At 46.6% G+C, this 26414-nt stretch carries 26 protein-coding genes and 1 tRNA gene; 11 read left to right on the top strand and 16 right to left on the bottom strand.

Annotated elements, in window-relative coordinates; genetic code table 11:
* The first annotated feature begins 12 nt into the window (after nt 1–12).
* From ACYJZR_RS11195 to rnd, 5 genes are all read left to right on the top strand, one after another.
* A complete protein-coding gene (locus tag ACYJZR_RS11195; protein ID WP_005478797.1) occupies nt 13–318 on the top strand; it encodes a hypothetical protein in 306 nt (101 codons plus the stop codon).
* Nucleotides 319–357: 39 nt separating this feature from the next.
* Complete coding sequence (locus tag ACYJZR_RS11190; protein WP_218765252.1) at nt 358–915, top strand: Slp family lipoprotein; 558 nt, start codon at nt 358–360, stop codon at nt 913–915.
* Between the two features lie 5 nt (nt 916–920).
* Nucleotides 921–1775: an alpha/beta fold hydrolase gene (locus tag ACYJZR_RS11185; protein WP_218765251.1), complete on the top strand. Its 855-nt coding sequence runs from the start codon at nt 921–923 to the stop codon at nt 1773–1775.
* 106 nt (nt 1776–1881) lie between these two features.
* Nucleotides 1882–3573, top strand: coding sequence for a long-chain-fatty-acid--CoA ligase FadD (fadD, locus tag ACYJZR_RS11180; protein WP_005455511.1), 1692 nt, complete (start codon nt 1882–1884; stop codon nt 3571–3573).
* A gap of 79 nt (nt 3574–3652) precedes the next feature.
* Nucleotides 3653–4771: a ribonuclease D gene (gene rnd / locus ACYJZR_RS11175; protein WP_021447616.1), complete on the top strand. Its 1119-nt coding sequence runs from the start codon at nt 3653–3655 to the stop codon at nt 4769–4771.
* A gap of 87 nt (nt 4772–4858) precedes the next feature.
* Here rnd and minE read toward each other — a convergent pair whose 3' ends face one another.
* Genes minE through minC form a run of 3 tightly spaced genes read right to left on the bottom strand, consistent with a single transcriptional unit; the run spans nt 4859 to nt 6617 of the window.
* On the bottom strand, nt 4859–5122 hold the full coding sequence (gene minE, locus ACYJZR_RS11170; protein ID WP_005458079.1) for a cell division topological specificity factor MinE: 264 nt from the start codon (nt 5120–5122) through the stop codon (nt 4859–4861).
* 2 nt (nt 5123–5124) lie between these two features.
* Nucleotides 5125–5937: a septum site-determining protein MinD gene (minD, locus tag ACYJZR_RS11165; RefSeq protein ID WP_005458081.1), complete on the bottom strand. Its 813-nt coding sequence runs from the start codon at nt 5935–5937 to the stop codon at nt 5125–5127.
* A 17-nt stretch (nt 5938–5954) separates the two neighbouring features.
* Nucleotides 5955–6617, bottom strand: coding sequence for a septum site-determining protein MinC (gene minC / locus ACYJZR_RS11160; protein ID WP_011105734.1), 663 nt, complete (start codon nt 6615–6617; stop codon nt 5955–5957).
* A 197-nt stretch (nt 6618–6814) separates the two neighbouring features.
* On the opposite strand from minC, the gene ACYJZR_RS11155 reads away from it, so the two are divergent.
* From ACYJZR_RS11155 to ACYJZR_RS11140, 4 genes are all read left to right on the top strand, one after another.
* Complete coding sequence (locus ACYJZR_RS11155) at nt 6815–7099, top strand: YcgL domain-containing protein (protein ID WP_005460544.1); 285 nt, start codon at nt 6815–6817, stop codon at nt 7097–7099.
* 44 nt (nt 7100–7143) lie between these two features.
* Nucleotides 7144–8115 (top strand): lytic murein transglycosylase, encoded by a 972-nt coding sequence (locus tag ACYJZR_RS11150; RefSeq protein WP_005479026.1) that lies wholly within the window; start codon nt 7144–7146, stop codon nt 8113–8115.
* 74 nt (nt 8116–8189) lie between these two features.
* Nucleotides 8190–9134 carry a LysR family transcriptional regulator gene (locus ACYJZR_RS11145; protein ID WP_005460577.1) on the top strand — a complete coding sequence of 315 codons (945 nt, stop codon included), beginning with the start codon at nt 8190–8192 and terminating at the stop codon, nt 9132–9134.
* Between the two features lie 305 nt (nt 9135–9439).
* Complete coding sequence (locus ACYJZR_RS11140) at nt 9440–10639, top strand: NupC/NupG family nucleoside CNT transporter (protein WP_005479028.1); 1200 nt, start codon at nt 9440–9442, stop codon at nt 10637–10639.
* Nucleotides 10640–10707: 68 nt separating this feature from the next.
* Here ACYJZR_RS11140 and folD read toward each other — a convergent pair whose 3' ends face one another.
* Complete coding sequence (gene folD / locus ACYJZR_RS11135; RefSeq protein ID WP_005460545.1) at nt 10708–11568, bottom strand: bifunctional methylenetetrahydrofolate dehydrogenase/methenyltetrahydrofolate cyclohydrolase FolD; 861 nt, start codon at nt 11566–11568, stop codon at nt 10708–10710.
* Between the two features lie 203 nt (nt 11569–11771).
* On the opposite strand from folD, the gene ACYJZR_RS11130 reads away from it, so the two are divergent.
* Both ACYJZR_RS11130 and ACYJZR_RS11125 read left to right on the top strand, forming a co-directional pair.
* A tRNA-Arg gene (locus ACYJZR_RS11130) sits at nt 11772–11848 on the top strand.
* Nucleotides 11849–12014: 166 nt separating this feature from the next.
* Nucleotides 12015–13706, top strand: a complete 1692-nt coding sequence (locus ACYJZR_RS11125) for a methyltransferase domain-containing protein (protein ID WP_406966222.1) — start codon at nt 12015–12017, stop codon at nt 13704–13706.
* A gap of 95 nt (nt 13707–13801) precedes the next feature.
* Here ACYJZR_RS11125 and ACYJZR_RS11120 read toward each other — a convergent pair whose 3' ends face one another.
* From ACYJZR_RS11120 to ACYJZR_RS11065, 12 genes are read right to left on the bottom strand one after another with little or no spacing between them, the layout of a single operon-like run.
* On the bottom strand, nt 13802–15025 hold the full coding sequence (locus ACYJZR_RS11120; protein WP_406966223.1) for a beta-ketoacyl-ACP synthase: 1224 nt from the start codon (nt 15023–15025) through the stop codon (nt 13802–13804).
* Entirely contained in the window at nt 15022–15747 is a 726-nt protein-coding gene (gene fabG / locus ACYJZR_RS11115) for a 3-oxoacyl-ACP reductase FabG (protein ID WP_005460603.1), read from the bottom strand. The genes ACYJZR_RS11120 and fabG overlap by 4 nt, the downstream gene beginning before the upstream one ends.
* The gene (locus tag ACYJZR_RS11110; RefSeq protein ID WP_005460561.1) at nt 15744–16208 is read right to left on the bottom strand and encodes a hotdog family protein; all 465 of its coding nucleotides are present in this window, start codon (nt 16206–16208) and stop codon (nt 15744–15746) included. Before ACYJZR_RS11110 ends, fabG begins: the two co-directional genes overlap by 4 nt.
* Nucleotides 16201–17388 (bottom strand): beta-ketoacyl-[acyl-carrier-protein] synthase family protein, encoded by a 1188-nt coding sequence (locus ACYJZR_RS11105; RefSeq protein ID WP_005496034.1) that lies wholly within the window; start codon nt 17386–17388, stop codon nt 16201–16203. Before ACYJZR_RS11105 ends, ACYJZR_RS11110 begins: the two co-directional genes overlap by 8 nt.
* A gap of 20 nt (nt 17389–17408) precedes the next feature.
* Complete coding sequence (locus ACYJZR_RS11100; RefSeq protein WP_025635655.1) at nt 17409–18020, bottom strand: DUF3261 domain-containing protein; 612 nt, start codon at nt 18018–18020, stop codon at nt 17409–17411.
* Nucleotides 18017–20359, bottom strand: a complete 2343-nt coding sequence (locus ACYJZR_RS11095; RefSeq protein WP_406966224.1) for an MMPL family transporter — start codon at nt 20357–20359, stop codon at nt 18017–18019. The genes ACYJZR_RS11100 and ACYJZR_RS11095 overlap by 4 nt, the downstream gene beginning before the upstream one ends.
* Complete coding sequence (locus ACYJZR_RS11090; RefSeq protein WP_005396016.1) at nt 20331–20951, bottom strand: LolA family protein; 621 nt, start codon at nt 20949–20951, stop codon at nt 20331–20333. Before ACYJZR_RS11090 ends, ACYJZR_RS11095 begins: the two co-directional genes overlap by 29 nt.
* Nucleotides 20951–21397, bottom strand: coding sequence for an acyl-CoA thioesterase (locus tag ACYJZR_RS11085; protein ID WP_025498690.1), 447 nt, complete (start codon nt 21395–21397; stop codon nt 20951–20953). Before ACYJZR_RS11085 ends, ACYJZR_RS11090 begins: the two co-directional genes overlap by 1 nt.
* Nucleotides 21397–22950 (bottom strand): HAL/PAL/TAL family ammonia-lyase, encoded by a 1554-nt coding sequence (locus tag ACYJZR_RS11080; protein WP_193282395.1) that lies wholly within the window; start codon nt 22948–22950, stop codon nt 21397–21399. Before ACYJZR_RS11080 ends, ACYJZR_RS11085 begins: the two co-directional genes overlap by 1 nt.
* A complete protein-coding gene (locus ACYJZR_RS11075; RefSeq protein WP_193282393.1) occupies nt 22934–24640 on the bottom strand; it encodes a glycosyltransferase family 2 protein in 1707 nt (568 codons plus the stop codon). The genes ACYJZR_RS11080 and ACYJZR_RS11075 overlap by 17 nt, the downstream gene beginning before the upstream one ends.
* Nucleotides 24633–25001 (bottom strand): ApeI family dehydratase, encoded by a 369-nt coding sequence (locus ACYJZR_RS11070; RefSeq protein WP_020840269.1) that lies wholly within the window; start codon nt 24999–25001, stop codon nt 24633–24635. Before ACYJZR_RS11070 ends, ACYJZR_RS11075 begins: the two co-directional genes overlap by 8 nt.
* A gap of 10 nt (nt 25002–25011) precedes the next feature.
* Nucleotides 25012–26412 (bottom strand): AMP-binding protein, encoded by a 1401-nt coding sequence (locus ACYJZR_RS11065; protein ID WP_406966225.1) that lies wholly within the window; start codon nt 26410–26412, stop codon nt 25012–25014.
* Between the last annotated feature and the right edge of the window lie 2 nt (nt 26413–26414).

Raw genomic sequence — 26414 nt, 5'->3', positions numbered from 1 at the left:
TTATGGAGCGTTATGGCGTCGATTAATGGTTTACCTCCTTCACTGATACCCGGTACCAACCGTACCAATAAAGTGGGTAAAAAAGGGCAGGTAAAGAAAGCTCAAAATAAGCAGTCCGTTGGTCAACCTTCAAAGGTGGCAAACGCAGTCGCGCATTCCATAAAACAAGTTGATGAGTCCCAAATTCATCGTGCTCAAGTACAATATGATTTGCCGGAAGGTAATGCTCGCAAAGCCATGGAGCAGTACATGGACGTCATGAATCGAGCAAAAAAAGAGGAACTGGCTCAGCTACTGGGTGTCGATATCTATGTATGAATTTCCTCGAATTGGTATTAATAGATTAAATGGTGGTTTATGAAGGTTTTTGGACGGTTGTTTTTGGTTTTGGTTGCCGCTTTTGGCTTGTCTGCATGCAGCTCTCTTCCTGAAGAGTTGAACGCTAGTACAGAGCAAGTCGTTACCGACTATAAGGCCTTTGCTGAGTCTCAAGGAGAGGTCACGAATGATGTTCGCCTCGGCGGTATCATTGCGAAAGTGGACAACTTCAAAGACAAAACACGCCTAGAGATCGTCAATCTACCTATCAATAAATCTGGCAAACCTGATATTGACCAAGAGCCTACGGGTCGTTTCGTCGTGTATTTTGATGGCTACTTAGAACCTGTTGCATTTAGCCAAGGCCGTTTGGTGACGATTGTGGGCAAAGGGGCCGGTGAAGAAGAAGGCAAAATCGGAGAGCATGAGTACGTGTTCCCATTAGTAAAAGGGCAGGGGTATCGCCTGTGGAAGATTGAAGAACGAGTGAGAATGTATGACTCTCCTACGTATTTCTATCCATGTTATTCCATCAACTGCCGCATGCTGCGTAATGATTTTCCACAAGATGGCAAAGTAATCAAACAGGTGAAATAAACCAGATGCATGAGCGCCGATTTACTCTCCCAACGGGAGAAATGGCCGCCCTTGAAATAGGTAATGAAAAAACGGCTGACTTGTCAGTCGTTTTTCTTCATGGGTGGTTAGATAATGCCGGAAGCTTCAAAGCGTTGATGGAGCAAATTCATCAATTGAACCCGAAGCTGCATTTGTTAGCTGTCGACCATTTTGGCCACGGCTTATCCAGTCACAAATCCCGCGACAATTATTACCTTTTTCATGATTACATTGCCGATATGTATCAGTTATTGGACGAATTATCGCCAAACAGACTCATGTTAGTGGGGCATTCTCTTGGTGCTTTAATCGCAAGTTGCTATAGTGCAGCGTTTCCTGAACAGGTCGAAGCATTAGTGCAGATTGAAGGTACGGGCCCTTTAACGGAATCTCCTTCAAATAGTTTACAGCGTCTTCGCAATGGTGTGTTAAGTCGAATCCGACAGCAAAACAAACCAGAACGTGCGTTGGCATCTTTTGATCTGGCGTTAAAATTGCGCATGCAAGCCAACCAATTGAGTGCTGATCAGCTTTTGCCCATTGTGGAGCGAGGGACTGAGTATCGCGACAACAAATGGTACTGGCGACATGATGCCAAGTTAAAGTGTGATTCACTTTACCGCATGGCTCGCGAGCATGCGAATTCGATCACCAGTCAAATACGTTGTCCTCATCTGATCGTATTAGGCGATCAAGGATTTCAGCATTTACCATCTAACCAAGTTGATTGGGGAGAGAATCCACCGCAAGTGGTTTCTGTCGCAGGTGGTCATCACTGCCATTTAGAGCAAATACTCGAAGTCGCAAAGCGAATTCTTGGTGTAGTTAACAAAATTTAAACAAGTGTTTGAGAGTTGCGTGCTCAAGCACGTTCGCTGTGCTGTAATAGCCCTCAAAATAAAAAGGACGCTATTTTTTAGCCAGTTATAAACGAGGAGTAACATCGTGGATAAACCATGGCTTTCACGTTATCCAAGTGACGTACCTGAAACCATCAATCCAGAGCAATATGAGTCTTTGGTAGAAATGTTCGAGCAGTCTGTACAAAAGTATGCAGACCAGCCAGCATTCATGAACATGGGCTCGGTAATGACCTTCCGCAAGTTGGAAGAGCGTAGCCGCGCATTTGCCGCTTACCTGCAAAACGAACTGAAATTGCAAAAGGGTGACCGTGTTGCTCTGATGATGCCAAACCTACTGCAATACCCAGTAGCGTTGTTTGGTATTTTGCGTGCAGGTTGTATCGCTGTAAACGTAAACCCTCTCTACACTCCTCGTGAACTTGAACACCAATTGAACGACTCTGGTGCCACGACGATTGTGATTGTGTCTAACTTTGCCAATACACTAGAGCAAATCGTAGATAACACACCTGTGAAACACGTGGTGCTAACTAGCCTTGGCCAAATGCTGCCACGTGCGAAAGGTACGATTGTCGATTTCGTGGTGAAATACGTAAAAGGTATGGTTCCTAAGTACGATCTACCGGGCGCAATTTCAATGCGTAAAGCGCTGCGCAAAGGTCGTCGTCTGCAATACGTGAAGCCGTTTATGTCTGGTGATGATATTGCATTTCTGCAATACACTGGTGGTACTACGGGTGTCGCAAAAGGTGCAATCCTAACGCATCGCAACATGATTGCGAACGTGCTTCAGGCGAAAGGGGCTTACGGTCCTGTACTTTCTCCAGGTCGTGAATTAGTGGTAACCGCATTGCCGCTTTACCACGTGTTCGCACTGACAGTGAACTGTTTGCTGTTTATCGAAATGGGCGGTCGTAACTTACTGATTACCAACCCGCGTGATATTCCCGGATTTGTAAAAGAGCTGCAAAAGTACCAATTCACAGCGATCACAGGTGTGAACACCTTATTCAATGCGCTAGTGAACAATGAAGATTTCCATGAGTTGGACTTCAGTAACCTTCGCTTGGCTGTTGGTGGCGGTATGGCAGTTCAACGTGCTGTTGCTGAGAAATGGCTGAAGACCACAGGCTGCTACCTGCTTGAAGGCTATGGACTTACTGAGTGTTCACCGTTAGTTGCGGCTTACCCGCATGACCTGGTTGAGTACAACGGTTCTATCGGTCTGCCAGTTCCTTCGACAGAAGTTCGTATGGTTGATGAAGAAGGCAATGTACTGCCAAATACTGGTACAGGTGAGCTACAAGTTCGCGGCCCTCAAGTAATGCAAGGTTACTGGCAACGTCCGGAAGCAACTAAAGACACCATTAACGAAGACGGTTGGCTATCAACGGGTGACATCGTTAAGTTTGATGACGAAGGCTTCCTGCACATTGTTGACCGTAAGAAAGACATGATCTTAGTATCAGGCTTCAACGTTTACCCGAATGAAATCGAAGACGTTGTCGCTCTGCACGGCAAAGTTCTTGAAGTGGCTGCTATTGGTCAACCGCATGAAGTGTCTGGTGAGTTGGTGAAGATCTACGTTGTAAAACGTGACCCGAGCTTAACCAAAGAAGAAGTGATTGCACACTGTCGTCAGCATCTAACGGGCTACAAGGTTCCAAAACTGGTTGAGTTCCGTGAAGACTTACCGAAGACCAACGTAGGTAAGATCTTACGTCGTGTACTTCGTGAAGAGAACGACGCAGAACTGGCAAAGAAAAGCGCGTAAGCCGATTTCGTTGAGTCGCCAGAATTAAAAAATGATAGAATGCCAGCGTTTTGCTGGCATTTTTTATAGCGAGAAGCATGTGAATTATCAGATTATTACTAAAAACAAAGACCTAGAACAAGTTTGTGCTCAAGCAAGAGACGCAGATGTCGTAATGCTGGATACCGAGTTCGTACGTATCAGGACTTTTTATCCGCAACTAGGTTTGATTCAGCTTTTCGACGGCAAGCACTTGTCCCTTATCGATCCGACAGAATTAACGGACATGACATCTTTCATCGAACTATTGAAAGATGCATCGGTACTTAAAGTGCTTCACGCCTGTGGCGAAGATTTAGAAGTATTCCAAAATGCATTTGGTTGTACGCCATTTCCAATGGTCGATACACAGTTAATGGCGGCGTTTCTTGGCCACGGGCTGTCAACAGGTTTCGCAACGCTGGTGGAAGAATACTTAGGTGTTGCGTTGGACAAGAGTGAATCTCGCACCGACTGGATGGCTCGTCCTCTCACGCAAAAGCAACTTGATTATGCAGCGGCAGACGTTCACTACTTGTTGCCACTTTACGAAAAATTGCTCGATAAAGTCACTGAAGCTGGTTGGTGGGAAGCGGTGCAGCAAGAGAGCGACTTGTTGGTTTCCAAACGCATTCGCGAAACCAACGAAGAAAATGCGTACCTTGATATTAAAGGAGCGTGGCAACTTAAACCGTCAGAGTTAGCTGTGTTAAAGCCGCTAGCGACTTGGCGTTATCGTGAAGCAATCAAGCGCGACTTAGCACTAAACTTCATCTTCAAAGAGGGTGATTTGCTAACGGTTGCTCGTTTAGGTTTAACAAGCTTTAAAAAGATGGAAGCGGAAGGGATGGATAGCCGCGCGGTCAATCGTCACGGTACTAAAATTGCGGCCATCGTGAAAAAGGCTAAGCAAACGCCACCAGAAGAATACCCAGCTAAAATTGATCGCCTGATGGATTACCCTGGCTATAAGCAGGTTTTCAAAAACATGAAAGATGTCGTGAAAAGTGCTGCGCAAAAATCAGGGTTAGCGACCGAGTTTTTAGCATCGAAAAAGCAGATTAACCAGCTCATCAGTTGGGTGTGGAAGAAGGATCGTGACCCTGCGCGCTTGCCTGATGTTATGCAAGGTTGGCGTCTAGAGTTATTGGGCGAAAAAATGAATAAGGCGTTGAAATAAGCGCAAACTAAAAAGGTTGACCAAATGGTCAACCTTTTTTCGACACGTACATTGTTGTGCGCTGCGTATTGCGTTGAGAATAAAGCCTTACTTCTCGTCGTCAGGCAGTTTCACGTTGAGCTCAAGTACAGAAATGTCGTCATCCTTGTGCTCAAAGGTTAAATCAACCATGTTCGGGTCAATGTCTACGTATTTACTGATCACCTTCAGAATGTCTTCTTTAAGCTGAGGTAAGTACGAAGGCGCAGGGTCATTTTGGCTGCGGCGTTCAGCCACGATGATTTGTAAGCGCTCTTTCGCCAGACTTGCAGACGTTTTTTTCTGCGGGCGGAAAAATTCTAATAATGACATGTCTAGCCTCCGAACAGTCGTTTAAAGAGTCCTTTCTTCTCCTCAGTAAGGAAACGAAATTCAACTTGATTGCCTAGTAAGCGATCAACGGTGTCAGAGTACGCCATGCCCGCATCGGTGTTTTCGTCGAATGTGACCGGCACACCTTTGTTTGATGCGTTAAGTACCGCTTGGCTTTCAGGAATCACGCCCAATAGTGGGATGTGTAGGATTTCTTCTACGTCTTCCACACTCAGCATTTCACCTTGGTTTACACGCGTAGGGTTGTAACGTGTCAGTAGAAGGTGTTGCTTCACTGGCTCTAGCCCTTGTTCAGCGCGTAGAGACTTAGAATCTAGGATACCTAGAATGCGGTCTGAGTCGCGTACTGAAGATACTTCAGGGTTAGTCGTTACAATCGCTTCATCTGCGTAGTACAACGCCATGAGCGCGCCTTGCTCGATACCTGCTGGTGAGTCACAGATGATGAAATCAAAGCCCATTTCATCTAGCTCAGTGAAAACTCGTTGCACGCCGTCTTTCGTTAGCGCATCTTTGTCACGAGTTTGGGATGCTGGAAGAATGAAAAGATTGTCTGTGCGCTTATCTTTGATTAGCGCTTGGTTTAATGTCGCTTCGCCGTTAATGACATTCACAAAGTCATAAACTACACGGCGCTCACAACCCATGATTAGGTCGAGGTTACGCAAGCCGATATCGAAATCGATCACCGCGGTCTTATTCCCTTTCAGAGCAAGACCAGAGGCGATGGCTGCGCTTGAAGTGGTTTTACCAACGCCACCTTTACCAGACGTTACTACAATAATGCGTGCCATTTTTTTTCCTTTTTAGACTAAATCGCGAGTACTTCTAAATGTAATGATTCTTCGGCTTTACTGATCATCACTTTCTTTTGCCAGTACTCACTCTCAATTTGATCGCTTAACCAGTAATCGCCCGCAATGGAGACCAGTTCAGCTTGTAAATCGTGGCAAATAATACGCGCTTCCTGCTGACCACTTGCGCCTGCAATAGCACGGCCGCGCAAGGTGCCATGAATATGAATAGAGCCATCTGCAATCACTTCTGCGCCAGCGCTTACGTGCGCCAGTACGACTAAATCACCGTCTTTTGCGTAAATTTGCTGACCAGAACGAACTGGCGTACGCACAACTTTAGTCGGCGCCATTTTCGCTGGAGCTTGGCTAGGTGATTTACTTGCAGACATGATGGCGAAGCCAGCTTCTGAGGCAAGGTTTTGTACACGTTTGTCTTTACTGCCCGTTATACCGACTGGAATAAACCCAGCATCTGCGATGCCTTGTTTAAGCGCAGGGAAATCAATGTCGCCTTGTACTTTTGCTATATTGATTACCAAAGGCGCGGATGCGAAGAAAGAAGGTGCTTGAGAAACTTTTTCTTGCAAAAATTCGACAGTATTTGCGATCTCATTGTCAGAAAGGTGTAAAACTGACAAAGTAAAACTGCTACCTTTAAGGTCTGGTGAATGGGTCATCGTGGACTTCTTGCCTCTGTTGAAAGAGCGTTGCCTTAAACTAGGTCTGTCATGTTATATTTCATCCTTTGACGCAGCAAGTTCTCTAGCAGGCAAATAGGTGAATTAATCTCAAATTTGCAATTAAGTTTGCGAGAATTTTACGTTTTCAACTCAATCCGCATTCAAAGCGGGTAAATCAGCATAAAAGGCGTGTCATGCTTTGTTCTATTTATAAAAGCTCGAAAAAAGAAGGTACTTATCTCTATATCCCGAAAAAGGATGATTTTTCACAGGTTCCTGACACCTTAATGCAGATGTTCGGTAAGCCTATTCCTGTCATGACGATTAAACTTGATGGTCGTAAATTGGCACAAGTAGATATCGAAAAAGTGAAGGCTTCATTACAAAATGATGGCTTCTTTCTGCAGGTTCCTCCACCGCCGGAAAACCTATTAGAAAAGTACAAAGAACAAAAAGCTCAGCAAAAGAACGAACAGTAACTCGGCTTCTTTCTGAGACTTCTGCCTTGCTCAAGGAGGGCAATATGAAAAAAATACTGGCTACAATGCTTAGCGTTGGCGTATGTACCTCAGCCTTTGCAAGTAGCGAGGGTTTTGAAGAATACTTAGATAAATTGCGTGCAGAAGCGCGTAACCAAGGTATCTCAGAGCAGGTAATCAGTGCCGCTTTCGCAAATGTTGAATACAAGCCGAGAGCAGTAACAGCAGACCGCAACCAACCAGAGAAAAAACTGACGTTGGATGAATACATTCCTCGTGCAGTCCCTGAGTGGAAAGTAAAGCAAGCCAAAGCACTATACAAAGAGCACTATGCGGAGCTTAAGCGCATAGGCGATCAATACGGCGTGCAACCTCGCTTTATTGTTGCGCTCTGGGGTGTAGAAAGTAACTTTGGCAAGTTTACAGGTAACTTCCGCGTAATTGATGCGTTGTCGACGATGGCATTTGAAGGTCGTCGTGAAGAATTTTTCCGCAAAGAGACCATGGCGGCGCTGCAAATCCTTGATCAAGGCCATATCGAGCTAGATAATTTTAAAGGTTCTTGGGCTGGTGCGATGGGACAGTGTCAATTTATGCCAAGCTCTTTCCTACGTTTTGCCGCCGATGGTAACGGAGACGGAAAAAAAGACATCTGGCAATCAGAAGCGGATGTGTTTGCGTCTACCGCTAACTACTTGAGCGAGTCTGGCTGGGACGATAAGTTTACTTGGGGGCGCCAAGTGAAAGTGCCGAAAGGGATTGATCGTAGCCTAGAAGGACGCGGGGCAGAAAAAGGCAAATATCTTCAGGAGTGGAGTAAACTTGGCATCACGAAGTACGATGGCAGTCCATTACCTAAACTGAATGAAGATATCCAAGCATGGCTTATCATGCCTGACGATGAAAACGGTCGTACGTATCTGGTTTACAATAACTATAACGTACTGATGAAGTGGAACCGCTCTTACTACTTCGCGCTTGCCGTCAGCCATCTTGCTGATCGCATTTCATTCTAGTTCGTTAGTAAATACTGTTTTATAGGGGCTCTTCGGAGCCCTTTGTTTTTCCCACATTCTTATCGAGGTACTGCGTGTTATCTGAACGTGCTGCGCAAATGGTGATCTTTTCTGCATTGATCAAACATAAAAACTTTACTGCGGCGGCGAAAAGCCTTGGAGTGTCAGTATCTCACGTCAGCAAACAGCTTAGTCAGTTAGAGGAATCTCTTGGCATCAAGCTTGTTCAACGCACCACGCGTAGTTTTACGCCTACCGAAGCGGGAAAAACGTTTTATCATCATTGTGAACAAGTGGTGCAGGCGGTGAGTAGTGCGACGTTAGAAATGGAAAGCCAAAGGGATGAAGTGGCTGGGCTGGTTCGCCTCGGGTTATCTCAATCATTTGGAACGCTGCACATCATTCCTGCGATTCAAGAGCTGCGTGAGTTGTATCCACAGCTTCAAGTGGAAGTGCATTTGTTTGACTACAAGGTCGATATGCTGGCGGAAGGGCTCGATCTGTGGGTAACAAACAATGAGCACCTACCAGAGGGCTACATTGCGCAGCGTTTGACGGACTGCCAGTTTGTGGTGGCAGCATCGCCGGATTATTTGCTTAAGTATGATACTCCGACTGAGCCGAACGACTTGTCTTTGCACAACTGCTTGATCTATCGCAGTTGGGAGCGTGATTACACAGGATGGGCATTTACCAAGGGACAACAAGAGCTAAACGTCAAAGTCTCCGGCAACTACTCTGTCGATTTAGCAGAAGCTGTCCGCGACGCCGCGATTGCTGGATGGGGGATTGCGTATCTCGCAACGTACTTGCTTGGTGATGAGTTCAGAACGGGTAAGTTGATTCAACTATTGCCAGACTGGAAAGCGAGCCAGTCGATGCCATTTTATGCGGTGTACCCAAGTCGTCAGCACATGCCGAAAAAAATATCAGCCGTTATCAACTTTATTAAACAGAAAATTGGCAACCCGTGTCACTGGGATCAGCGCCTCGCACCTTACATCTCTATTCCCAAGTAGATTCGTTAATAACGTTCAAGAGGTGTTTGTAGTCGATTTTCTCTAAGCAAAACATTTTTCGACTATTCAGTGGTTGTATAAGGTGATTTGTCTCACAAAATTTTTCCAAATCTAGAAACATCTTTTCCATATGGAAATAATAAAAACAAGCAAACGTTTATCTATAGCAAATTCAATTAGTTATTTGTGTGGTTAATTATTGTTCGCTTGAACTTTTCACACTGTTAACATCCTCAACTTGCGCCATTTTGAGTCCGCTATACAATCCGGTGCCTTCCATATCCCCCTTCTGTCGGATTCATTTTATGAACTCAATTATTGGTATCGTAGCCATACTATTCGTAGCATGGCTACTTTCTACAAATAGAAAAAATATAAAGCTGAGAACAGTGGCGTTTGCGTTTGCTTTACAGGTGCTGTTTGCATTGTTGGTTTTATATGTACCAGCAGGACGAGATGCGCTGAATTCAGTAAGCAGCGTAGTGTCGAATTTGATCAACTACGGTCAAGAAGGCATCGCGTTTTTATTCGGTAATTTGGCGACAGGGGGCTTCACCTTTGCGATCAATGTACTGGGTATCATCGTTTTCTTCTCCTCTCTTATCTCCGGTCTTTATCACATTGGTGTGATGCCAAAAGTTATCAACTTCATTGGTGGTGGTATTCAAAAGCTTCTTGGCATTGGTCGTGCTGAGTCTTTGTCTGCAACGGCAAACATTTTTGTCGGCACTATCGAAGCGCCACTTATGGTGAAACCCTACCTAAAACACATGACTGATTCGCAGTTCTTTGCGGTAATGACAGGTGGTTTGGCGTCAGTAGCTGGTGGTACGTTGGTAGGTTATGCCTCGTTGGGTGTCGATCTTAACTACCTTATCGCTGCTGCCTTTATGTCTGCGCCCGCAGGCTTGTTGATGGCGAAAATTCTCATGCCAGAAGATGTGAACAAAGCACCAGATATCGACATTAGCCAAGTGGAAATTCCACGCGCAACTAACGTGGTTGAAGCGTTAGCCGATGGCGCAATGGCGGGTGTTCGTATCGCTGTGTCTGTAGGTGGTACGTTGTTAGCGTTCATCAGCGTAATCGCGTTGCTGAACGGCATGCTAGGTTGGGTTGGAGACCTTATTGGTACGCCACTAAGCTTTGAGCTTATCTTAGGCTACGTATTTGCACCTGTCGCATGGTTGTTAGGTGTGCCATGGGAAGAGGCGATTACGGCGGGCTCGCTTATCGGTAACAAGATCGTGGTGAACGAGTTTGTTGCTTTCATCCAACTAGCAGAAGTGAAATCTCAGCTAAGTGCTCACTCTCAAGCTATCGTAACTTTCGCACTGTGTGGTTTTGCAAACATCTCTAGTATGGCAATGTTGATCGGCGGATTGGGTTCTTTGGTACCAGAGAAGCGTGCATTTGTTTCTAAGCATGGTTTCCGCGCGATTATTGCCGGCGTTATGGCGAACTTGATGAGTGCTTCTATTGCGGGTGTGATTTTAAGTCTGTAATTGAAATAGATATCTAAAATTAGCAAAAAGGCTCCTTGCGGAGCCTTTTTCGTATCTCAATATTGATGTTATTGTTCAGTATGGAACTGCTCGCAAGCCAACATCGTGTTCTCAATCAAGCTTGCTACGGTCATTGGGCCAACACCACCAGGAACCGGAGTAATGAAGCTCGCGCTTTCGCGGGCTTTGTCGTATTCCACATCGCCCACTAGCTTGCCTGAATCAAGACGGTTAATGCCTACATCGACAACCACTGCGCCTTTTTTAATCCACTCGCCAGGGATGAAGTTTGGCTTACCTACCGCGACCACAACAACGTCAGCTTGACGTACGTGGCTTTCTAGATCTTTGGTAAAGCGGTGGCATGTCGTTGTTGTACAACCAGCAAGCAGCAGCTCAAGTGTCATTGGACGACCAACAATGTTTGATGCGCCAACCACAACCGCATGTTTACCACGAAGCTCGATGTTGTAACGGTCGAGTAGGGTAATGATGCCTTTAGGCGTACAAGAGCGAAGCTTAGGAATACGTTGCGCAAGACGACCAACGTTGTAAGGGTGGAAGCCATCCACGTCTTTTTCTGGATGAATACGCTCTAGAACGTGTGTGGTATCAATACCAGCAGGAAGTGGCAACTGAACTAAAATGCCGTCAATTTCGTTGTCGTTGTTCAACTCATCAATAAGAGCAAGCAGCTCCTCTTCAGATGTTGAAGCCGGAAGGTCAAACGACTTGGATACAAAGCCAACTTCTTCACATGCGCGGCGTTTGCTGCCCACGTAAACTTGAGATGCTGGGTCTTCACCAACCAGAACAACTGCTAGGCCAGGAGCGCGTAAACCTGCTGCGACGCGAGCTTTAACACGTGCTGCAACTTCAGATCGAACAGTTTGGGAAATGAGAGTTCCGTCTATATTTTGAGCAGTCATGACTTTCCTTATAAATTAAGAAGGCAAATTATCTGCGGCGCATTGTCGCAGAAATTCTAATTAACATCCATACGCAAACGTTTGCCTTGTGGTGTTTTTGAACATTAAGCGTTTTAATGGACTTTTTTTAGGCATTCAGATCAGAATGTTATGAAAACCCGTTGATTTACCCGTTTGAACTCGTATAATCCTGTCCCTGTAGCGCGCCCTTAGCTCAGCTGGATAGAGCACGTCCCTTCTAAGGATGTGGTCATTGGTTCGAATCCAATAGGGCGTGCCATTTATTCTAAAAAGCCCCGATAACTCTTTGAGTTTCCGGGGCTTTGTCGTTTTAGAACATTCGATATTAATCGCTACGTCACCTACAACTTTTGACTGAGATTATAGCTATTGCAATCTCTAGCAATTAACATGAGCTCATATTAGTTGCTTTCCTGTTTATCTTTATGCCTGCCACGTCTAGATTTTATGAACAACACGCAGATTGTTTAGCGGAGCAATACACTTCGCTCAAGTTTGAGGATGTCCACGCGAGCTGGAGAGCTTTCTGGCCTCAAGCCAGAGATCGCGTCTTAGATGTTGGGGCTGGCTCTGGTCGAGACGCTAAATGGATGGCTGAACATGGATGTGAAGTTATTGCGATTGAACCTGCTCAAGCGCTTCTGAGATTTGGTAAGTCTTACTGTGATGATTCAGTTACTTGGCTTGAAGATGGGTTACCTAAGCTTGAGAAAGTCATTAATCTTGGCTTTCGCTTCGATTTAATTCTTGTTAGTGCGGTATGGATGCATCTTGCGCCTACGCACCGTGAACGCGCATTTCGCAAACTTGCGAATTTGCTAGCGCCCAATGGTCGATTGGTGATTAGCCTTCGTCACGGTGACTTTTCTGACGGTCGTAAAGCTTATCCGGTATCGGTTGAAGAGCTTGAAAAGTTTGCAAAGAATAGCGCGTTAATGGTGAGAAACGTATCTCTCGATGATGACCAGTTACAGCGAACAGGTGTATCTTGGCAAACTGTAGTTATGTCTTTGCCTGATGATGGTTCTGGTGATCTGAATAAGGTTCGTCACATTATCGTCAATGATTCCAAATCGGCTACCTATAAACTCGCACTACTGCGTACTTTACTACGAATTGCAGATGCTCATTCTGGTGCAGTGGTTGATCGTAGTGACGGTAAAGTTGCCATCCCATTAGGATTAGTCGGCTTATATTGGATTCGTCAATTTAAGCGTTTAATCGATAAAGAGAACATCCAGCAGAACTCGAACTCGTCTAAAGGACTAGGATTTATCAAGCCAGAAGGTTGGGGTAGACTTTCCCATTTAAGTCCTGATGATCTTGCTATAGGCGCGACATTTTTTGGTGAAGATGCAGTGGCGCTGGATAAAGCAATAAAAGACAGCTTAAAAACCATAAAAGATGGCCCCGTCACCTTTACCTATCAAGGTGATAAATCAAACCCTTACTTTGAAATGATTCGTTCAGCTAAGAAGCCAAAAAGTTCAATTGTTGTGGATAGCGAGTTCCTCAAAAGTTATGGGCTGTTTGTGTTGGATGAAAGCCTTTGGGATTGTTTTCGATTGTATAACTCTTGGATTGAGCCGCTGGTGGTCAACCAGTGGATTATGGAAATGCAACGATTTCGGTCTAATCAAGAGCGGAGTATTCCACTGCAAACGTATCACGATTGTTTGGTCTGGATTGATAAAGACCATGATACGCGAGCCGTTCGAAAGCGAATTGTTCAGTTGAAACTCAGTCACTCCGACATTGTCAGCGTATGGAGTGGAAGCAAATTACGAAATGAGTATCACGTTGATCACTGTTTGCCTTTTGCTTATTGGCCTAACAATGATAAGTGGAACTTGCTACCAACTTCTAAGGCTGAAAACCTGAACAAACGTGATCGTATTCCTGCTAGCTATCGATTAAACGCATCCAAGCCGCGAATTTTGGATTGGTGGCAGCTAGCTTGGGGAGAGACGGATAGTTTGAGTCGGACATTTTTTACCGAGGCTTCATTGTCGCTACCTAATGTGCCAGCATCTTGCCAAGATTTTGAGCATGTCTTTGAAGCGATGGGATTACAAATTCGTGGTGTTAAAAGTCGCCTGTGTATCGCGGAATGGTAATATCTCGTTTGCTATTACCTCGTGATAAATGAAGTTTGATTGGTAACTAACAAAAAAGCGCTGGTTAACCAGCGCTTTTGCATTTACTAAGGGCATTACATCTTTTTAAAGATGATGGAGGTGTTGATGCCGCCAAAGGCGAAGTTGTTACTCATCAAATATTTCACGTCCAGCTCTCGGCCTTGTCCGGTGATGTAGTCTAAATCGCCACATTGCTCGTCGAGGTTTTCTAGGTTGAGCGTTGGGTTGAACCAACCCGTGTGCATCATTTCTAAACCTAGCCACGCTTCAATCGCGCCACAGGCGCCTAGTGTGTGGCCAAAGTAGCTCTTGAGTGAACTGATTGGCACTTTGCCCAGAGCATTCGCTGTTGCGTTGCTTTCTGCAATATCACCGCGGTCGGTGGCAGTGCCGTGAGCAGATACATAGTCGATCTTCTCAGCAGTAATCCCCGCGTTTTGCAAAGCCATTTCCATACAGATTTGCATGGTTTCCATCTGTGGTTGAGTGACGTGTGCGGCATCACAGTTGCTGGCAAAACCGATGATTTCTGCATAGATTTTCGCGCCACGAGCGACGGCGTGTTCGTACTCTTCCAGAACCAGCGTTCCCGCACCTTCACCAATCACCAAACCATCGCGATCGGAGTCATAAGGTCTTGGTGTGCTTTTCGGGTCTTCATTCTTCAGACTGGTGGCAAAAAGGGTATCGAAGACAGCGGATTCCGTTGGGCACAATTCTTCAGCGCCACCAGCAACCATGACCGTTTGGTAGCCGTGTTTGATCGCTTCGTAGGCGTAGCCGATTGCTTGGCTGCCGGAGGTACATGCACTACTGGTTGGGATCACTCGGCCTTTCAAACCGAAAAATAGACCAACGTTCACTGCCGTCGTATGCGGCATCATCTGCACGTAAGTCGTTGCGGTGATCGCTTTAGTGGTTTTCTCATTCAGCATGACACCAAATGCGCCGATTGCGTCAGTACTGCCTGTTGATGAGCCGTATGCGATACCCGTTTGACCATTGGTGAGTACGTCGTTACCAATCAAACCTGCTTGGCTCAGTGCGTTTTCTGTTGCGACGGTCGCCAATTTAGAAACGCGCCCCATGCCGCGTACTTGCTTGCGCTTGTAGTGCTTTGGCAGTTCAAAATCTAAAATTGGTGCCGCGAGCTTGGTGTTCAAACCATCATACTGTTCGTAAGAAGGCATGTATTGCGTCGCGTTCTGGCAGTCACGCAGTTTCGGCTCGACAGATTGCCAATCGTTACCAAACGCAGTCACGCCCGACATTCCGGTTACAACGACTCGACGGTTCATACTAGGCCTCCGTTTACCGAAATGACTTGGCGAGTTACATAGCCTGCGATGTCAGACATAAGGTAACTGACTAAACCAGCGACTTCTTCTGGTTCTCCCATGCGGCGCAAAGGAATTTGCGGCATCGCGTGTTCTTTTACGTGTTCGTCTACCATGCCTGTGTCGATAAGTCCCGGTGCAACGCAGTTAACGGTGATTTTGCGTTTTGCCAGTTCAAGTGCGAGTGATTTTGTTGCACCAATTACGCCCGCTTTTGCTGCGCTGTAGTTGGTTTGACCACGGTTCCCCATCAGGCCAGATACTGATGCAAGGGTAACAATTCGACCACCTTTACGCTTTTGCACCATTGGCATAACACAAGGGTGAAGAACGTTGTAGAAGCTATCTAGGTTGGTATGAATCACGCCATCCCATTCTTCTTCGGTCATCGCAGGGAAAGCGGTATCTTTTGTGATGCCAGCGTTGTTCACGACGCCATAGTAAGCACCGTGTTCGGCGATATCGGCCTCTAGTTTCTCTCGGCAATCTGCGCGGTCACTGATGTCGAATTGGATAAGACGACCGCTACCCCCATGCTGTTCGATGGTGTCTAGGGTGTCTTGCGCGCCTTGTTGATCGCCCATGTAATGGACAATGATTTGGAAACCATCTTTGGCTAACTGAACGGCAATGGCTTTACCGATGCCTTTGCTGGCACCTGTAACGAGGACTTGTCGGGTCATTGTTGACTCCTGATTTTCATTTCTTGTAATTTTTCTTCTGATGGAACGTAAACGTTCAATTGGCAAGTCGCTACAACAGTTCCTTGTAGCTCAATACGGGCAGAAAATACCGCCATACCGTTATCTTCCATGACTTTTTCGGCATACACATCGAGCATTTGTCCGCGAGAAAACGCATCGCATTCAGAAGTGTATCGACGGCTACCAAGTAAAAAGCCAATCGGTGGCGCTTGTTCTTTCATTAATGCGTGGTAACCAGACCACGCTGCGACAGATTGCGCCATAAACTCAATGCCAACGTAAGCAGGCACGGTTTGAGAGGCCGAGTCGAAGAACGGGTTGTGTTCTGCGATATCAACCTGGCAGTGAATCGTATCTTGTTGAATATCCATAGCACGATCAACCAAGATCATTGGTTTGTCGTGTGGCAAAAGTTGTTCGATGGGAGGAAGTTTAGTCATGAGCGTAACCAAAAATAAGACTAATATTGTTGCCACCAAAAGCAAAAGAGTTACTGAGAATCGCTTTGTTGCCAAGTTTGGTTGGCGTCTCAACTAACGATATATGGATATCGTCTGCCTTGGTTTCGCAGTGTTGCATTGGCAAGTCAAGGTTGTACTTGAGAATATGCCAAGCGATAGCGGCTTCCGTTGCACTTGCTGCGCCTAATGTGTGTCCGGTAAGTGGCTTTGTAGAGCTCACAGGAACGGAGTCACCAAAGCAGCGGTGGATGGCTTTGCTTTCCATCGCATCATTTAACGGTGTTGCTGTGCCATGCGCGTTGATGTAACCAATGTCTTGTGCTGTTAGTCCTGCATTGGCCAACGCTTTTTTCATCGCTTCTTCTGCGCCTAACCCTTCTGGGTGTGGTGCGGAAATGTGGTGTGCGTCTGAGCTATCGCCAACTCCGAGAAGGGCAACAGGCGCGGGTGTTTTGCTTAGCAACATTAATGCTGCGGCTTCGCCGATATTGATGCCGTTGCGATGTTGGTCAAACGGTTTGCAAAGAGTATCGGATAGGGCTTCTAAACCGTTAAAGCCGTTTAGCGTTAGGCGACAAATGGTATCCACGCCACCCACAATGACCGCATCAACAATACCAGAGCGAATCAGGCGTTGCGCGGTTAAAAAGACACGACCACTAGAAGAACAGGCGGTTGAAACTGAGTAATGTGGGCCGCTCAAATCAAAGTAGGCGGCAATAAAATCGCTGCAGTTGCCAAGCTCTTGTTTGGTGTAATGGTAGTCGGCAGGAAACTCGCCGTTTGCCAGCTTCTCTCCAAACGCGATTTCGCCATCTGAAATGCCAGATGTGCTGGTGCCGATCACGACCGCGATACGGTCACGGCCATATTCAGCAATGGCGTTATGCACGTCGCTTTCGATTTGCTGCAAAGCCGAAAGTGCGAGGCGGTTGTTTCTCGTATCAAACCGGCTGAAAGCTGGTGGTAATTGCGGTAACGGCTGTGCAATTCGACCGATTACTGTTTGTCGGCCTGAATTCAAAATGTCTTGGTCAACCACCATGTTGGATGGTTTCGCTCCCGATAAACACTGGTGGATGATGACGTCATCTTGTCCCATTGCGGAGTGGAAACCACAGGCCTGAATATACAAAGGTTGAGGAGAGCGATTAGGCATATTGTTGTTCTAAATTGTTCTTAATTAATCTGATGTTGCAGTGTCTGAATAGAAATTGAAAACTGATGCTTGAGGTGGTGAAAATCAATCTTACCCTCTAATTTGTTAGAAGAACTGTATTGAATCTCAATGATCTTTTCACCGTCGCTATCAAAGATGGCGCGAGAATTATTTTTATCAATCATTTGCCACCTTACCTCATTTAACGACCCTTCCCAAGCGGAACTCGGCCAGAGCGTGATCATCAGGTTAAATAATACCTGTTCTGGCTGCGGTAGCGTACCTTGCAAACCGTTGAGCACTTCGGTTTGGATATGCTCTCCATCGTAAGACAACGAGAGCACTCGCGTACCCCAAGATGAGAAGCCTGCCAGTACCACTTCGTTGCTAGTCACTTGCAGTTGCACCGGAAGTTGCTCAGATGTGGGTTTGCCATCAATTACCCAAGAGGCCGTAATCAATTGGCTGGCAGCCAGCTGGTAACCTAAGCTAGCTGGTGTCGGTAAGTTAACTTGGGTGTTCTCAGCAATATCGACTTGAGGCGTCGATTGGTGAGGTACCAAGCTGCATGCACTTAAAAACAGACTCAGTACGATTAACGTCGCGCAGCGAAAAGCATGGTTAAAAATCATGACGTCGTTTCCTCTGTTTTAATCGCAATCGGAGAGAGCAGCCAAGCAACAAAAATACCACTTAACACCGTAATGCCGAAACTGTGAATCGCGTGAGTTTGGCTTAGTGACAGCAACCCAAATGACAGCATAGTGGTTATTGCCGAAAGGGTGATCGCCAATAGTGTGCTCACGCTGCGGGCTTTCTCGGCAAAGAACAGAGTGTAATCGATTCCGATACCAAGAATGAGCACCAAGCCAAGCAAGTTGAACAGGTTTAATGTTGTTCCCATCGCGACAGCAGTTGCCAGACCGCACGCACAAGCAATCAATGATGGCAGTAAAACTCGCCAACTGTGTTGCAGACCGTACCGCTTGATTAACACCAGAAAGATCACAGTACTGGCGGCTGCCAACAGCTCCATGATTTTGATTCGGTATTCACCAAATAGGGCGGAAATTTCTTCTGCTTTGTTTAGGTAGACAACGTCAGGCTGCGATTTGGCAAAAGACTTAACAACGGCGGAGTCTTGCAATTGGTTTAACACCACTACCGTTGCCGGTTTTCCTTTAATTTTACCCAAATGGAGAAAACGCACAGGCGCTGATACTGGGTTTTGCAAGTACTGATCAACCGTGACAGGGATAAAGTCGGCGTCCATTTTCGGCTTTTTATTTAAGCCCAGTCCGGATGCAAGTGGGCTGGATTGTGTTGCGTAAAGATCGCGAATCAATTGATAGTCTTGTTGCTGACGTTCCACTGAGCTCAAGTAGCGGCTCAGACTCTGGTAGCTTTCGATGGTGCTGTCCGCTTTCCACGCTTCTAATGTTGGCGTCAAAGACTCCAGTTTTTTCATTAGGTTTTCGTCATCGTCGGCGGTAACGACCAACATTTGCTGCGAAGATTGCATGCCACTGAGCGTCGTAATCAAGGTTTCTTGTTGCTTGAGATCCTTCGGCATCGTTTGCAGCAGACGAATGTCGTCATCGTAGTTCAATTGCAGCAAGAAAAAGCCACTCGCAACCACACATAACATCGGTAATCCGACTTTAATTCGAGGTTGATTCCAAAGCGTTAACCATTTCGCCAACAGTGATTGTCCCGGTAAATTCGAAATGGTGCGCGATGGGTTACGAGCCAGTATCGGATACCAAGCTACCACTGTGATGTAAGCGGCAATCAGACCAATGGATGAAAACAGCGCAAGCTGCTGCAAACCAGGAAACGGTGCCACTAACATGCCCAAATAGCCGATCAAACTGGTGATTAAGCCAAGTGTGATAGCTATGAAAATATGCTTTAACCCTTGCTCGCTATCCCATTCATTTCCCGCCGCAAGACGTTCGGTTAGGTAGTGGAATGCGTAGTCGATAGACACGCCGATTAAACTTGCGCCAAACACTAAGCTGAACAGATGGACTTTTCCAAAAATCCACGTCGTAACGGACAACGCAACGAGCAAACCAATGGTGATGGAAAGCAGTGCGAGAGACAGTGGCATCACACTACGAAAGACCAACACGAACAATGCAATGATACCGAGCAGAGAGAACACACCGATGGTACTGATCTCCGATTTGGCACTTTGCGTACCAAAGTCGGCGTAAAATAGAACGCCTGTATGTGCGACTTCAGCGCCATATTTCTGCGCGACGCTTTGTTCTAGCGCTTGAATATCAGGGACTGCAAGCTGCCCAGTTAGGCTATAAGGCGAGTCTTTTAGTTCGGCAGTAATAAGCAAGTATTGAGCATCGTCTTTTTCGACGGACAGATAGCCGTTATCCAATCGGAAAGAGGACGATTGCTGGGTAACTTGGCTTAAATAATCACGAAATAGCAAGAAAGGATCATTTTGTAACTCTTGCCCAGTCACCCCAGAAAACGGGTTGTACAGAGACTGAATCACATGCTGCACTTGCTGTTCTGGATTTTGGCTTAAACGCTCTCGTTGTTCAGGCGTCAGCAATTGGAAGCGGTGCTTAAAGTAGTAACTTGCCCAAGCTTGCTGTTCTTGAGGTGAGATTTTTCCTACCACATCGCGAAAATGATTACTTTGGCGTAACCCCTTATCAAATTCAGCGGCCGCTGCAAAAAGGGCATTTTTGTCCGGCGCTGTGATCACGAAAATGACTTTGTCGCTCATACTTGACGAGACCGACTCAAAGGCTTGCTCAGCCACCGGGTTTTGTTGGTTCTTCGGCAGCAGTTTTAAAATGTTGGTCTCAATCGGAGATTCTGCACTCCAAACCCATTGTTTGAGTAGCAACGCGCCCGCTAAAACAACGAGATTGAGCCAAACCAGAGCAAAGGTGTGAGTGCCGAGACTGAGTTTAGAAACGGAATTGAGCGTCTTCGGCATCCGTGAGTTCCTGAGGTAGAGAGGTCTGGTTCGTAAACGTGATTTCGGTCTTATCGCCACGCAGCTCTTGTAGGGTTAGGCGATCAATGTGCGTTTTACCGGAAAGGGTGATGGCTTTAAACACCGCATTTAATGGCGACTGTTTTGGCACTAAAACGAGCTGCCATTGATTGTTCTCAACTGAAAAATTGAGTGTGAATTGTTCTTGCAGTGCAGAAGTATCCCCGTGGAACACGGATAAAAACACATGGCTAAAGTAGAACGCCATTGGGTTTTCTTCTGCAGAGATCGTTTTCGGTGCTTGGTCGGCAAAAGTCTGACGAAGTTTGTTTTCCGTCAATACCAAATTGACTGCGAAAGGTTCTGCTTGTTGCCACAACAAGCCATGTGTTTTGCTCAGTGTGAACTGACCTTTAGAGGTTAAAGGTTGACTAAACATTTCCAGATGACGCTGCTGCGTAAAATCTCCGCGTACGATTTCATGCTGAGACAACTGCTGTTGAAGCGATGCCAAATCCGTTACATTTACTGTCGGTGTTGCCAGTGCTGAAACAGAAAATATCAGCAAAAAAGAGAGTAACCACTTTTGCATTAGTCCAGGCTCCCATGGTTGTGCCATTGCTCTACTTTATCTAAAAAGACTGCTGGAGAAACAAAGCACATCTCTTGCTTTTCAATGGATACGGCGACTTGTGTTGTATGCGCTTTGCACATACGTTGATTCGTTTCGGCGTCGTAAATCACGTAATCCACACGCAAGCGGTTTTCCCACTCAGTGAGTTGCGCGGTAATACGAATGGTGTGATTAAACGGAATCGCCTTCACGTATTTAACGCGCGTGTCGATGATCGGCCACATATACCCAGAGTCTTGCATATCGCGATAGCTGTATTGGATCTTCTCCATCAGCACACGACGCGCTTCTTCAAAATACCGAAAGAAGTTGCCGTGATATATCACGCCCATCGGGTCAGCATCTTGGAATGAGGTGACCATAGTCACCTCCGCTTCTAATGGGTAGAGAACCTGCTCTTGCATTATACCTCCGCGTAGAGTGGCCAATGACGTTGCTGAATGCGTTCAATGAAATGACGCAAATCTTGTTCTAACGGGCGATCTTCAATCACAAATTCAAACTCGTTCAGTACGGCGTCACGAATTACTCGCAAACTCTGACTCATGTGGTGTTCGTCCAATTCGTTATGACGGCGACGAATCTCAACCGCTTGAACGCTTGCTAGGAGTGAAGCCGCAGCAACTTGCTCTGTTAACTCAAGTACGCGTAGGCAATCACGAGCCGCAATGGTGCCCATGCTCACTTTATCTTGGTTGTGACATTCGGTTGATCGAGAAAAAACGCTCGCTGGCATGGTGTTTTTCAACGCTTCTGCCGTCCAAGCTGAGATACCAATCTGAACCGCTTTAAAGCCGTGGTTGATCGGTTTACGCTCGCCTTCTGCACCGGTTAAGTTAAACGGCAGGCCGTTATTGAACTTGTAATCCATCAGTTGCGCCATCTGACGGTCCAGCAAATCAGCTAAGTTGGCAATGTTCACTTTCAATGTGTCCATCGCCATTGCGATATGACCACCGTAGAAGTGACCGCCGTGCAGAACGCGCTCGTTGTCGCCATCGATAATTGGATTGTCATTGGCACTATTTAGTTCATTCTCAATCAATTGACGTAGCCAAGGCAGTGAGTCTTGAACCATGCCAATCACGTGTGGCGCACAACGCAGCGAGTAACGATCTTGCAGTCGGTCGCTATTGCGTGGCGGACGTTCAGCATTGAGATCATCACGCAGCCAAGCCGCAACTTGCTGTTGACCAGGGTGAGGTTTTACCGCAAACAACGCTTCATCAAAGTGGAAGTCATTACCTTGCATACCCACAGAGACCATCGCGGTAATCTTGGTGCAAAGCTGCGCTAGGTATTCTGCGCGTTTGTAGGCAAGACAGGCGAGGGCAGTCATCACGGATGTACCGTTCATTAACGCCAAACCTTCTTTTGGTTTTAGGCGAATTGGCTCAATGTCCAGCTCTGCAAACACTTCTTGTGTTGGTCGCACATCGCCTTTGTAAAGCACTTCACGCTCGCCAATTAAGGTCGCCGCTAGGTAAGACAGAGGCGTTAAATCGCCACTTGCGCCCACCGAGCCCTCTTGTGGAATACGCGGCGCAATATCGTGATTGATAAGCGTAACGATTTGGTTCAACAGATCGTGAGACACGCCAGATACGCCTTGCGACAATGAACATAAACGGGTTGCCAGCACCGCGCGAGCTTGCTCATGAGAAAGGATTTGACCTAAGCCACAGCCATGGAAGCGCGTAAGGTGCAACGGAAGTTCATCCACAAGAGCGGGTGGAATCGCCACAGTACATGAATCGCCGTAACCCGTAGTCACGCCGTAAATAACGCCTTCTTCTTTCAGTAATCGTTCCAGAAACGCCACGCCACGATCAATTTTCGCGGTAAATTCTGGCGAGGTGTTCATGTTTGCCTTTGCACCTTGAGCAATGGCAACGACATCTTCGATGGTTAAAGATTGTGCACCAAAAGTGATGTTGTGATTATTGTTGTTTGTCATGTGGCTGATTACTTAAAGTCCAGAAGTTAAAAAAGTTGTACCACTGTAACGGCGCTTGCAGTGTGTGGTGTTCTAATCTGTGTGCGTACTGTTGAACAACGTGTTCTAGTGCCTGCTGACGCTCCTTGCGCGGTAGCGTGATTTGGTCACTAAAGTGTTCAAAGTACACATTAAAATGCGGAGTGTTTGCTTCATCGTCGCGTAGGCCGAAGAGTAGATAAACCGGCGCTTTTAATACCGAGGCCAGCATGAATGGGCCTTGCGGGAATGGCGCGGGTTTACCAAGAAAATCTGCCCAAACGACACGATTTTCTTTGCTGGTAGAAGTGCGATCGCCAACGATCACCACCCACTCGCCTTGCTCGATTTTTTGTTGAAGCAGAATCGCGGTGTCTGGTCCCATTGAGCTGACTTGAATCAGATTCAGTTCCGAATTTGGGTTTACCGCCTTCATTACCGCATTAAATTGTTCAGCGTGTTGGGTAAATACCAAGGCATTGATTTTGACATGAGAGTGTCGACGACCAAGCGCGCGGCAGAGTTCGATATTGCCAAGGTGCGAGCCTAAAATGAGCACGCCTTGTTTTTTCTGCGCCATCTCTTCGAAATGATGCTGGCCGTGAATGGTTAGGTTATCGACGTTAAAGTCACCTTGCCATGCTGCCAGTTTGTCGAGCATGGTACGCCCAAAAGAAAGCAGGTGATGATAGCTGTCCAACTGTTTTGGCAGTGCGATGTTCTGCTGCGCTGCGTAGCGCTGCAAGTTTTGCAGGTAAATCTCAGACGCTTCGCGGGCTGATTTACCCGTGAAGTGGTAGTAGCGCATGACTAGCTTTAAAATCAGGTCGAACGCTTTTCTACCGAACAAGCGGTAAACCGCGAGCAAGGTTTTGATGCCTAAAATTGTGCCTTGTTCTTTTCGTTTCGACCAGTGGGCATTGCTGTCATCTGTGTGACGGCGCTTTTTGGCGAGTAGCGAAGGAATGCGCGGCAACATGCCAAAAAATAGGCGAGTGTGCATCCAGCTTATCTTGACGTTATCCCACAATGCGTCGAAGTGGGAAATGCCACCTTCAGGGTAGATCACGCGCGTTGGAACAAAATCAATATCGACGCCTTCCCAGTACATTCGCACCAGAATTTCGATATCAAAATCCATGCGTTTGCCGATGTTGTACTTGTTCAACACGGCGACCGTTTTCGCCACTGGGTAGGCGCGAAAACCGCACATGCTGTCTTTGATAGACAGTGACAAGGTTTCTATCCACACCCAAATGTGCGTAGCGTAGCGACCATACAGACGGGCTTTAGGTACGCTCTCGTCGTATATCGGTTGGCCAGAAATCAGGTTATCTGGTTTTGTTTCGCTGGCGCTGAGCAATTTCGGCAATGCTTCTAGGTCGTGTTGACCGTCTGCGTCGATTTGAATGGTGTGCGTAAAACCAAGCTGGTGAGCTTGATGTAGGCCAACCATCACCGCTCCACCTTTGCCTTGGTTTTCACTCAAACTAATCAGTTTTATCAGCCCTTGCTCACTCAACGCTGAAAGCGCTTGTTTGGTGTCTTCATTGCTGCCGTCGTCCACGACCAGCACTGGCAAAGCGAAAGAGGATAACGACGCCACCACGTCTGCAATTGTGCTGCCGTGGTTGTAGCAAGGAATTAAAAAGCAGGGACGGTAATCACTCACGTGACTCACCCAGTTTCATTTTGCCTGAAGAGTGAGTCACCAAGGTTTCACCGCTTTTCGATGTGTACTTAAAGGTCAATTTCTCGCGCTCATTGTCCCAAGAGAGTGAGAGACAAACGTCGGCGTTTGGCAGAATCGGCTCTTGAAATTTGATGACTTCCATTCCTTTAAATACCTTGGGAGTGTTCAAATATTGAACGGCGTAGAACAACGCCCAGTCAATTTGAGTGACGCCGGGTAAAAGAGGAAAGTGACTGAAATGACCTTGGAAATCTAAGATGTCAGCATCCACACGCAGCGAAAGCTCCGCGGTGTGGTCACTCACTTCAATATTCTGAATGGTTGGTTTTCTTTTATCCATGTTACTAGCTTTATTGGAATAGTTTTTCAATTTCAGCAACTTGGCGTTTGCCTTGGCTGTTCAATGGAATTTCGTCGACCACTCGGAATTTTCTCGGGATAGCGATCGGTTCTAGCCAATTGCGCAGTGCCTTGCGAAGCTCAAGCCAAAATTTGCCTTTACCAAGTTCATTAAGCACATCGCTGCCTTTATCGTTAAGTACGATGATCGAGACTAACGTGAGGCGACCAGATTCTTCCATTGGGATCACCACGCTTTCTTGAACCCACGGCAATTGCTCTAAACGTTTTTCCACTTCGACAAGGGAAATACGCTTTTCTTCGACTTTGACGATTCGGTCAGTGCGTCCACGCAATTCAAAAGAAATACTATCATGGAAATAGCATTCATCCGCAGTTTGGTACCAAGTGTTTTCATCAATGTGTGGCGAGCGGAGCTTTAAACAATTTTCATGGTTAAGCTCGGCTTCAACACCAGGGAATAACGTCCAAGGAGAGCTGGCTACGTGCTGCTGACGGTAGGCGATGCCGCCGGTTTCTGTGCTGCCAAAAACTTCAATAGGAAGTGACCCAAACAACAGCTGGCTGTGCTGCGCCGCTTGGTTTGACAAGGGGCCTCCAGAAGAAAATACGCACCGAATCGTAACCGGATTGTGCTCTTCACTGAGTCGTTTTAGTAACGCAGGGCTGCTTACTAGCGTGGTGTCAGCATCGGCGTGATGGACAATTTGCTCAGGGAATTCGAGGTTGTGTGCTGAAAATGGACGTGCAGAGCACAAAGGCCACAATACGCGAAACAGCAAGCCGTAAATGTGTTGATGAGAGACGGTGCTTTCAACGCGTGTGTTGGCAACCGTGTCGCCCCACAGGTTGTCTAGAATAGCAACTTCGATATCGAGCTGTTTCAGCGTTTTTGCAATGGCTTTTGGTTTGCCGCTTGAACCAGAAGTAAATAGCGTTACTGGTATTTTTGCCAGATTCAATTCGCGCCAAACAAAAGGTTGGTCTACCTGTTGCTCGTGAATCAAGGTGATGTCTACCGATGATTGAGCTTTTACTAGGAGTGAACTCACCTGTTCTGGAACAGAGACATCGGCATCATGCAACAATAAATCGTAATGCTCGCTGAGTTCTTTGAGTGCTTCTGGTTGGTAGTTACCAGGCAATACAATGGATTTTCCTACGTGACAACAAGCAAAAAAACCAACGGCAAATAGGTAGCTGTTGCCAAAACACAACGCAATGTTTTGCGTTGGCTGGCTTTCTAACTGCTGAGCAAGCGTTGCGACGTGCTTCTGGAAATCACCCCAAGTGATAACTGTGTCGCGATCGTAAGAGACAGGGGATTGCTCATACCTCTTTGTTCTGAACAAGGTCGCCAGTGAGGTAAAGCTCGAATACGTTGTATTCATAC

The organism is Vibrio sp. RC2502 (assembly GCF_054850435.1).
The sequence above is the reverse complement of the archived record's forward strand: the minus strand, read 5'-3'. Positions and strand labels throughout refer to the sequence as shown.